Consider the following 7,181-nt stretch of genomic DNA (forward strand, 5'->3'; position numbering starts at 1 on the left):
GTCCATCTACACTCTGGCCGCTGCTGCCGCTGGCGCTGCGCCGCAGAACAAGTTCGGTTTCGCCGAAGCGCTCGAACAGGGCGGTTTCATCGCCTACGCTACCGTCGTGATCCTCGGCATCATGTCGTTCGGCTCGTTCTTCATCCTGTTCACCAAGTTTTTCGAACAGAACAAGATCCTCGGCCAGTACAAGGCGATCCGCACTTCCTTCTGGAAGGCCGGCTCGCTCAAGGAAGGCGCTGCAAAGCTCGACAAGAACTCGGCATGGCGCCAGCTCGTCGATGACGGCATCGCCGCTGAAGACCAGCACGCCAAGATGACCGACTCGCTCGAAGCCCATGATTGGCTGCACGGCTCGCTCGCTCGTTCGGAAGCTGCGATCAACTCGAAGCTTGCTGGCGGTCTGCCCTTCCTCGCAACCGTGGGCGCAACTTCGCCGTTCATCGGTCTGTTCGGTACCGTGGTCGGCATCTACCGCGCTCTGATCAACATCGGCCTCGCCGGTTCGGCTTCGATCGACAAGGTCGCTGGCCCGGTCGGTGAAGCTCTGATCATGACCGCGCTTGGTCTGCTCGTCGCCGTTCCTGCCGTGCTTGCCTACAACTGGCTGCAGGCTCGCAACAAGAAGATCGCTGAACTGCTTTCGGGCTTCTCGACCGACGTTCTTGCGAACATCACGTCGAAGGGCGCTGTGAAGCCTGCTGTCACGGCTGCTCCGGCAACCCCGGCCGCACCGGTAAAGAAGTAAGCTTGAAACCGGGCCGCCGGTTCGCCGACGGCCCCTTTCCGGATACGCGGGACTTCTGCCGGAGCTTTGCCCTTTCAGGGCGGCTCCGGTTCCTCCCGCGGCTCAGAACGGACAGGATGTAACTCATGGCAATGTCTGTAGGCGGCGGGGGCGGAGAAGAACGCCCGATGTCCGACATCAACACCACGCCGCTCGTGGACGTGATGCTGGTGCTGCTGATCATCTTCCTCATCGCAGTGCCGGTCGCGATCCAGACTGTCGAAAAGCTTAAGGTTCCGGTTCTTCCCAGCGAAGAATCGGCCGACAAGGTCGAGAATCTGATGCTTTCGGTGGTTGCTACCGATGCGGCAGGCCGCAGCCCGAAGGAGCCTGGTTATGAAGGCTCCACGCGCAACGGCCAGTGCCGCGTATTCTTCAACAATACGACCCCGGTTGATAACCAGGAACTGTACCAGAAGGCTTTTGATCGTCTCGATGCGATCGTGAAGCGTGAAGGCGGCGCCGAGAACATCGACCCGGAAAAGATCCCCGAAGTGCATATCCGTGGCGACGTCAACGTGCCATGGAAGTGCATCGCGGGTGCCATCTATAACGTCCAGTCGGCCGGTTATCCAAAGGTCGGCTTCATCTCGACCCCGGTCGATCCGAACGGCTAAGCCGCTTCCGACCGGACCAGAGAGCGAACAGGAGCATCAATCATGGGAATGAGCGCCGGAAAAGGCGATGACGAACCGATGATGGAAATGAACACGACGCCGTTGATCGACGTCATGCTCGTTCTCCTCATCATGTTCATCATCACTATCCCCGTGGCCACCCACGCGGTGAACATCGATCTTCCGCAGCCATCGCCGCCGAAGAACGACCAGACGGTTGACCCGATCAAGAACAAGCTGGTTCTGAACAACGCCGGCCAGATCCTTTGGAACGGCGTGCCGACCACCACGGGTGAACTGGTTTCGCTGCTGCGGGCAACCAAGGGTATGAGCCCCGAGCCGGAACTGCAATTCCAGCCCGAGGAATACGCCAGCTACGAGATCGCGAACCAGATGATGAAGATCATCACGGATTCAAAGGTCACCAAGTTCGGCTTCGTCGGCAATGAAAACTTCGCCACCTTCCAGAAGGCTGGCCAATAAGTTTTCAGAGAGCCAATGGTTCTTGCCACAGGGCTTGAAAATCAAAGAGGGGGCGGAGCAATCCGCTCCCTTTTTGCGTGAGTACTATGGGTTAGGTGATGCGGCCGCCGCGATGGCGGCAAGGATCTGTGTCTCGCGATCTGCCCAAGAACCGAAAATTCGTTCCCAGCGCACCCCAGCAAGCACAAGCATCGATTGAGCCAGTGCGGCAAACTGTCCGCGTTCGTCGCTTTCACCAAAGAAGCGCGTGCCATCTGCTACCCAGGGTACATCCGGTTCAAACAGCAAATAGAGATCAGCCTTGGCATAGCCCAGAAGTGCGCCGGGTACCTCTTCGAACAGCATTTGCGCCCAGGCTGCGGTCATCAGCTGATCTGTATCGAGAATCAGCACTTCGGGCCTAGCCCTCGCCGCCGCTTGCGTCGCGGCCATGTGCCCCTCTGCTATGGCCAGCAGGTCGGCCATGACAAGATCAGTGCCATGCGTCTCACAGTATTCCCTGCCGAATTCCGCCACGACCGGCCAGCCGAAGCGTTGATTGAGGCGTGCGGCCATCACAGACTTGCCAGTGCTTTCGGCACCGTGAAAGCAGACAGTCAGCATCCGCAAGCCGCCTTTGACCACTGCCGCAGGCCCAACACCGACATGATCAGGAACGCGGCATAAAGCCCAGCCAACAATGGCAGTCCCCTCGAAAGGTAGAGCCATACCGCCGTCACGTCGATCAGCACCCACAGCACCCAGTTCTCCACCCGGCGCAGCGACAACAGGATCTGCGCAGCAATGCTGGCCCCGGCAACAGCCGAATCCGCAAACGGCAGCGCCGCATCGGTAAAGCGGTGGAGCACCCAGCCGAGTGAGAGGCTCAAGGTCATCGTCGCGAACGTCCAGCCAAGCCGGGCGCGTGCGTCCATCCAGCCCACCGTTACAGTCCTGTCACCCGCGCCTTTTGAGCGCAGCCACAGCCACCAACCCCACAGGTTCGCCGCAAAGAAGAACGCCTGCAGCCCCGTCTCGGCATAGAGGCGAGCGCCATAGAGCACGATGCCCGTGCAGGTGACGGACGCCAGCGCAAAGGGGAAGTTCCACACCGAGCGCCGCACCAGGAGGGCAATATTGGCCAGCCCCAGCAGGCTTGCAGCAAGTTCTACGGGATTCAGGCCGATCAAGTTCAAGGCCGCGCCGTGCGCGCGGCCTGAACCTCGCGCGGGTTGTCGGAGAACACGCCGTCAACGCCGACCTGCGCGAGCATCTGCCACGCCGTCGCGCAATCGCCCTTGGCCGTGGGATCGTTGCCCCGGCGCAAGGCGGGCGGCAGGAAGGCATTCTCGCAGCGCAGCGTCCAGACGTGGACCTTGAGCCCAGCGGCATGGGCCGCAGCAACCAGTGGCGTGGCTTTGCCATCGGCGCTCAACACCATCGACGCCTCGACGCCGACCGCATCGACACTCCGCGCCAGAGCGGACAGACCATCGGGCCTCGCCATCGCGGCAAAGCTCGTGCCGGTCCGGTCTGGCGGCCCGCGTTCGCTGGCCATCAGCTGCACCAGTCGCAACTTGGTCATCGGGCGCAGCCGTTCCAGTGGTCCGGCCTCAAAGCTCTGGATGAACACGGGATCATCGGCCGTGCGGTAACCAGCCTTGTCCAGCATCGGCAGCAGCAGTGCCGCCGTATCGATGCCCTGTGCGGCAAACCACGATGGATGCTTCAACTCGGGGTAAAGCCCGATGCGCCGTCCGGTCTCTGCCTCTTTCGCACGGACCAGCGCCAGCACTTCGGCAAAAGTCGGCACTTGCCACAGCCCGTCGAACCGGGTGTTGGCCGGGCGGATTGCGGGAAGGCGTTCGCGGGCGCGCAAGGTGCGCAGTTCTGCCAGCGTGAAATCCTCGGTGAACCAACCGGTTAGAGCTTCACCGTCAATCGTCACCGACTTGCGGCGCGCGGCGAATTCGGGATGGTCGGCCACATCGGTCGTGCCCGAGATCTCGTTCTCGTGCCGCGCCACCAGCACGCCGTCCTTGGTAGGGACGAGGTCCGGTTCGATGAAATCAGCCCCGGCATCAATGGCGCGTTCATAGGCGGCAAGGGTGTGTTCGGGCCGCTCACCGCTGGCCCCGCGATGGGCGATCAGGATCGGATCGGGCAGATTTTGGGCCTGCGCCTGAACTGCACCAAAAAGCACCAAGACGACACCAAACGACCGCAAGATCATGCCAAAGCGCATTCCCAATCCACTTCCTTGAAGCCTACCAGCACACCGCCGCTATGCTCCAAAATTGGCCGCTTGATGACAGAGGTATGTTCAGCCAACACCGCCGGAGCACCCTCACCCCCCAACGCTTCCTTCTGCGCCTCGTCCAGTTTGCGATAGGTCGTGCCCGCCTTGTTCACCACTTTGTCCAACCCGGCAGCGCCGGTCCACTGCGCGATGCGTGCCGGGTCTGCGCCCAGCTTCTTGTAATCGTGGAAGGTGTAGGCAATTCCCTTTGACTCCAGCCAGTTGCGGGCCTTCTTCACCGTGTCGCAATTGGGGATGCCGTAAACCGTGATGCTCATGTCTCGTCCCGCTGGAAGTGGTGAATGCGTGTGGGCGTGCCTGCGAACAGGGTGTAGCTCTCGTAATACTCCGCGCGGCCTTTGCCTTGTATTTCAGCATGATGCGCCACCCGCCGCCACGCCAGCGCCGCATCCTCGTCCGCCCATTCGGACAGGGCGATCACTTCGCCATCCTCTGCCGTGTAGGATTTGAAGCTGAGGTAGCCCGGTTGCTCCGCAGCAAGCCGCTCCATCGCATCGGCGTCGCGCGAATAGGCGGCGGCATCGATATCGGCGCGTTTGCGATTGCGGAAGACGACGAGGAACATGGGGTGTCTTTAGCGCGGGATCTCACCACCCCCAACCCCCTCCTCTGAAGAAGAGGGGGCTTTTTAATAGCGCCAACTTTCTCCCCTCCTCTTCAGAGGAGGGGTTGGGGGTGGTGGACTTTTCCGCGACATTCCTACAAAGCGCTGGGCCATGAGCCTGAACAGTTTCGGTCATCTTTTCCGTTTCACCACCTGGGGTGAAAGCCATGGGCCGGCGCTGGGCGCGGTGGTGGATGGTTGCCCTCCGGGGCTGGCGTTGAGCGAGGCGGATATCCAGCCTTTCCTCGATGCGCGCCGCCCCGGCCAATCGCGCTTTACCACGCAGCGGCAGGAGCCGGATCAGGTCCGCATCCTTTCGGGCGTGTTTGAAGGCAAGACGACCGGCACGCCGATCAGCCTGATGATCGAGAACGTGGACCAGCGGTCAAAGGACTATGGCGATGTCGCCAAGGCCTATCGCCCCGGCCATGCCGACTATGCCTATGACGCCAAGTACGGTTTCCGCGATTATCGCGGCGGCGGGCGGGGTGAGCGAGATTGGTGGGGACGCCATCGATCTTGCCAACTTCGACGCGCAGGAAATCGGCCGCAATTCGCTCTTCTGCCCCGATGCGACGGCGGCGGCGCGATGGGAAGCGCTGGTGGATGACGCCCGCAAATCCGGCTCCTCGCTGGGCGCGGTGGTGGAATGCGTGGCCACGGGGGTTCCGGCAGGCTGGGGCGCGCCGCTCTATGCCAAGCTGGATGCGGAACTGGCCCATGCGATGATGGGCATCAACGCGGTGAAGGGCGTGGAAATCGGCGATGGCTTTGCCGCCGCGCGCAACACCGGCGAAGGCAATGCCGATCCGATGCGGCCCGGTTCGGAAGGCCCGGAATTCCTTGCCAACCACGCAGGCGGCATCGCAGGCGGCATTTCCACCGGCCAGCCGGTGAGCGTGCGCGTGGCCTTCAAACCCACGTCCTCGATCCTCACCCCCATGCCCACGATCACGCGCGAGGGCGAGGCCACCGAACTGTTCACCAAGGGCCGCCACGACCCCTGCGTTGGCATTCGCGGCGTGCCGGTGGTGGAAGCGATGATGGCGCTGGTGCTGGCCGACCAGAAGTTGCTGCATCGCGGGCAGTGTGGGTGATGGGTCTGCCCCTAGGCGACCAGTGAGACAGCCTTGCAATTTGTAGCACTTAGTGCTACATAGCGCTGTGTCTGATCCGGTTCATCCTCGCGCTTTCAAATCCGCTTGGTTCGCGAAGGCAGCGAAGAAGGGGCGGATTTCAGACGCCATGTTGTGCAAGGCCATCGCACAGGTGGTGGCGGGGCAAGCCGATGATCTGGGCGGCGGCGTGTTCAAGAAGCGGCTCTCGGACAACCAGTATCGCTCGATCATCCTCGCACGGGGACGGAGCTTCTGGGTCTACCAGTATCTTTTCGCCAAGCAGGACCGCGCCAACATCGAGGACGACGAGTTGAAGGCGTTCCGCGAACTGGCCAAGGGCTATGCGGCGCTGACAGCAGAGCAGGTTACTGCACTGATTGCGGGCAAGGACTGGATCGAGATTTGTGCGGACAACGTTTTTCACGGGGACGGGGATTTCGGCAAGCCGGAGAGACAATGATGAGCAAGCGGACCTACAAAAGTGACGCCTTCGAGGCGATTCACGGATCGGCAAGCGCGCTGCACCGCGTGGGCGCAATCCCCAAGGCAACCATGCGGGATTTCGATTCTGCGTGCCTCACTGCACCGACAGCCTATGCGCCCAAGGATATCCAGCGCCTGCGTGAGGCCAACAAGGTCAGCCAGCCTGTGTTTGCGCGCTACCTAAATACCAGTGAATCCACGGTGGAGAAGTGGGAGACGGGAGCCAAGCGACCCAGTGGGATGGCCCTGAAGCTACTCGCCATCGTCGAGAAGCATGGCCTGCAAGTGCTGGCCTGAATCGGGGTCATTTTAGGACCGCTGGGGGTGGCAACGGTGATGGAGCGCTATCGTAACAATCGTAACAGGTGCAAGGTAGCTCAATTATCGCACTGAATAATTTGAGAATTGATGCATCTGTTACCGTAACTCCACCGTAATCTCTTTGTTCTGATCGGGGTTGTTCATGTATCTCAATCCGTTTGACGGTGCGCGAGCCAAATTAGAACGGGCGCAGCGGCTCATAAGCGAATTAGGTGATGAAGAGGCAATATTCAATCGCGCCAATCCCGCCCGCCTCGTAGTCCACGTACTGGCTAACGGCGATCATATTCTTTTTGCTGAATATAAACACAAGCCGGCGATAGCAATCAGCACTCTTGTTGCCGATTCCATTGGCAATATGCGATCCGCGCTAGGTGTTTAGTCCCGGATTGTGATGGTCAGGCTTGACGTTAAAGATTTCGGGCTTTGATTGCCAGAGTTGGTCGATTGCTTGGTAGGGTGTTTTGAA

The 7,181-nt window shown here is 60.8% G+C and carries 11 protein-coding genes and 1 pseudogene; 7 read left to right on the forward strand and 5 right to left on the reverse strand.

Annotated features, from left to right (window positions below):
* The first annotated feature begins 4 nt into the window (after positions 1 to 4).
* The 3 genes from B7X90_RS17825 to B7X90_RS17835 all read left to right on the forward strand — a co-directional run bounded on the left by B7X90_RS17825 (position 5) and on the right by B7X90_RS17835 (position 1,887).
* Entirely contained in the window at positions 5 to 748 is a 744-nt protein-coding gene (locus tag B7X90_RS17825) for a MotA/TolQ/ExbB proton channel family protein (protein ID WP_292626851.1), read from the forward strand.
* A 125-nt stretch (positions 749 to 873) separates the two neighbouring features.
* Positions 874 to 1,404 carry a biopolymer transporter ExbD gene (locus tag B7X90_RS17830; RefSeq protein WP_292626828.1) on the forward strand — a complete coding sequence of 177 codons (531 nt, stop codon included), beginning with the start codon at positions 874 to 876 and terminating at the stop codon, positions 1,402 to 1,404.
* Between the two features lie 42 nt (positions 1,405 to 1,446).
* Positions 1,447 to 1,887 carry a biopolymer transporter ExbD gene (locus tag B7X90_RS17835; protein ID WP_292626831.1) on the forward strand — a complete coding sequence of 147 codons (441 nt, stop codon included), beginning with the start codon at positions 1,447 to 1,449 and terminating at the stop codon, positions 1,885 to 1,887.
* Between the two features lie 84 nt (positions 1,888 to 1,971).
* Here the strand turns inward: B7X90_RS17835 and B7X90_RS17840 are convergent, their stop codons facing one another.
* The 5 genes from B7X90_RS17840 to B7X90_RS17860 are packed head-to-tail and all read right to left on the reverse strand — an operon-like array spanning position 1,972 to position 4,751.
* Complete coding sequence (locus tag B7X90_RS17840) at positions 1,972 to 2,490, reverse strand: ATP-binding protein (protein WP_292626833.1); 519 nt, start codon at positions 2,488 to 2,490, stop codon at positions 1,972 to 1,974.
* Entirely contained in the window at positions 2,484 to 3,062 is a 579-nt protein-coding gene (pnuC, locus tag B7X90_RS17845; RefSeq protein ID WP_292626835.1) for a nicotinamide riboside transporter PnuC, read from the reverse strand. The genes B7X90_RS17840 and pnuC overlap by 7 nt, the downstream gene beginning before the upstream one ends.
* On the reverse strand, positions 3,059 to 4,099 hold the full coding sequence (locus tag B7X90_RS17850) for a glycerophosphodiester phosphodiesterase family protein (RefSeq protein WP_292626838.1): 1,041 nt from the start codon (positions 4,097 to 4,099) through the stop codon (positions 3,059 to 3,061). The genes pnuC and B7X90_RS17850 overlap by 4 nt, the downstream gene beginning before the upstream one ends.
* The gene (locus B7X90_RS17855) at positions 4,096 to 4,443 is read right to left on the reverse strand and encodes an arsenate reductase (protein ID WP_292626840.1); all 348 of its coding nucleotides are present in this window, start codon (positions 4,441 to 4,443) and stop codon (positions 4,096 to 4,098) included. The genes B7X90_RS17850 and B7X90_RS17855 overlap by 4 nt, the downstream gene beginning before the upstream one ends.
* Positions 4,440 to 4,751, reverse strand: a complete 312-nt coding sequence (locus B7X90_RS17860) for an antibiotic biosynthesis monooxygenase (RefSeq protein ID WP_292626842.1) — start codon at positions 4,749 to 4,751, stop codon at positions 4,440 to 4,442. The genes B7X90_RS17855 and B7X90_RS17860 overlap by 4 nt, the downstream gene beginning before the upstream one ends.
* Positions 4,752 to 4,902: 151 nt before the next feature.
* Between B7X90_RS17860 and B7X90_RS17865 the strand changes: the two are divergent.
* From B7X90_RS17865 to B7X90_RS17880, 4 genes and pseudogenes are all read left to right on the forward strand, one after another.
* Positions 4,903 to 5,887, forward strand: a pseudogene (locus tag B7X90_RS17865) (chorismate synthase).
* Positions 5,888 to 5,954: 67 nt separating this feature from the next.
* The gene (locus tag B7X90_RS17870) at positions 5,955 to 6,368 is read left to right on the forward strand and encodes a type II toxin-antitoxin system RelE/ParE family toxin (RefSeq protein ID WP_292626846.1); all 414 of its coding nucleotides are present in this window, start codon (positions 5,955 to 5,957) and stop codon (positions 6,366 to 6,368) included.
* Complete coding sequence (locus B7X90_RS17875; RefSeq protein ID WP_366409886.1) at positions 6,368 to 6,688, forward strand: DNA-binding transcriptional regulator; 321 nt, start codon at positions 6,368 to 6,370, stop codon at positions 6,686 to 6,688. Before B7X90_RS17870 ends, B7X90_RS17875 begins: the two co-directional genes overlap by 1 nt.
* A 166-nt stretch (positions 6,689 to 6,854) precedes the next feature.
* On the forward strand, positions 6,855 to 7,094 hold the full coding sequence (locus tag B7X90_RS17880; protein ID WP_292626850.1) for a hypothetical protein: 240 nt from the start codon (positions 6,855 to 6,857) through the stop codon (positions 7,092 to 7,094).
* Positions 7,095 to 7,181: the final 87 nt, after the last annotated feature.

The organism is Novosphingobium sp. 17-62-19, assembly GCF_002256775.1.
In the GTDB taxonomy this organism is placed as follows: Bacteria; Pseudomonadota; Alphaproteobacteria; order Sphingomonadales; family Sphingomonadaceae; genus Novosphingobium.

Excerpts from the sequence above, each read along its gene's own strand:
- B7X90_RS17840 (WP_292626833.1), bottom strand. The coding sequence starts at position 2,490 with ATGCTGACTGTCTGCTTTCACGGTGCCGAAAGCACTGGCAAGTCTGTG.
- B7X90_RS17830 (WP_292626828.1), top strand. The coding sequence starts at position 874 with ATGGCAATGTCTGTAGGCGGCGGGGGCGGAGAAGAACGCCCGATGTCC.
- B7X90_RS17875 (WP_366409886.1), top strand. The coding sequence starts at position 6,368 with ATGAGCAAGCGGACCTACAAAAGTGACGCCTTCGAGGCGATTCACGGA.
- B7X90_RS17860 (WP_292626842.1), bottom strand. The coding sequence starts at position 4,751 with ATGTTCCTCGTCGTCTTCCGCAATCGCAAACGCGCCGATATCGATGCC.
- B7X90_RS17835 (WP_292626831.1), top strand. The coding sequence starts at position 1,447 with ATGGGAATGAGCGCCGGAAAAGGCGATGACGAACCGATGATGGAAATG.
- B7X90_RS17850 (WP_292626838.1), bottom strand. The coding sequence starts at position 4,099 with ATGATCTTGCGGTCGTTTGGTGTCGTCTTGGTGCTTTTTGGTGCAGTT.
- B7X90_RS17855 (WP_292626840.1), bottom strand. The coding sequence starts at position 4,443 with ATGAGCATCACGGTTTACGGCATCCCCAATTGCGACACGGTGAAGAAG.
- B7X90_RS17880 (WP_292626850.1), top strand. The coding sequence starts at position 6,855 with ATGTATCTCAATCCGTTTGACGGTGCGCGAGCCAAATTAGAACGGGCG.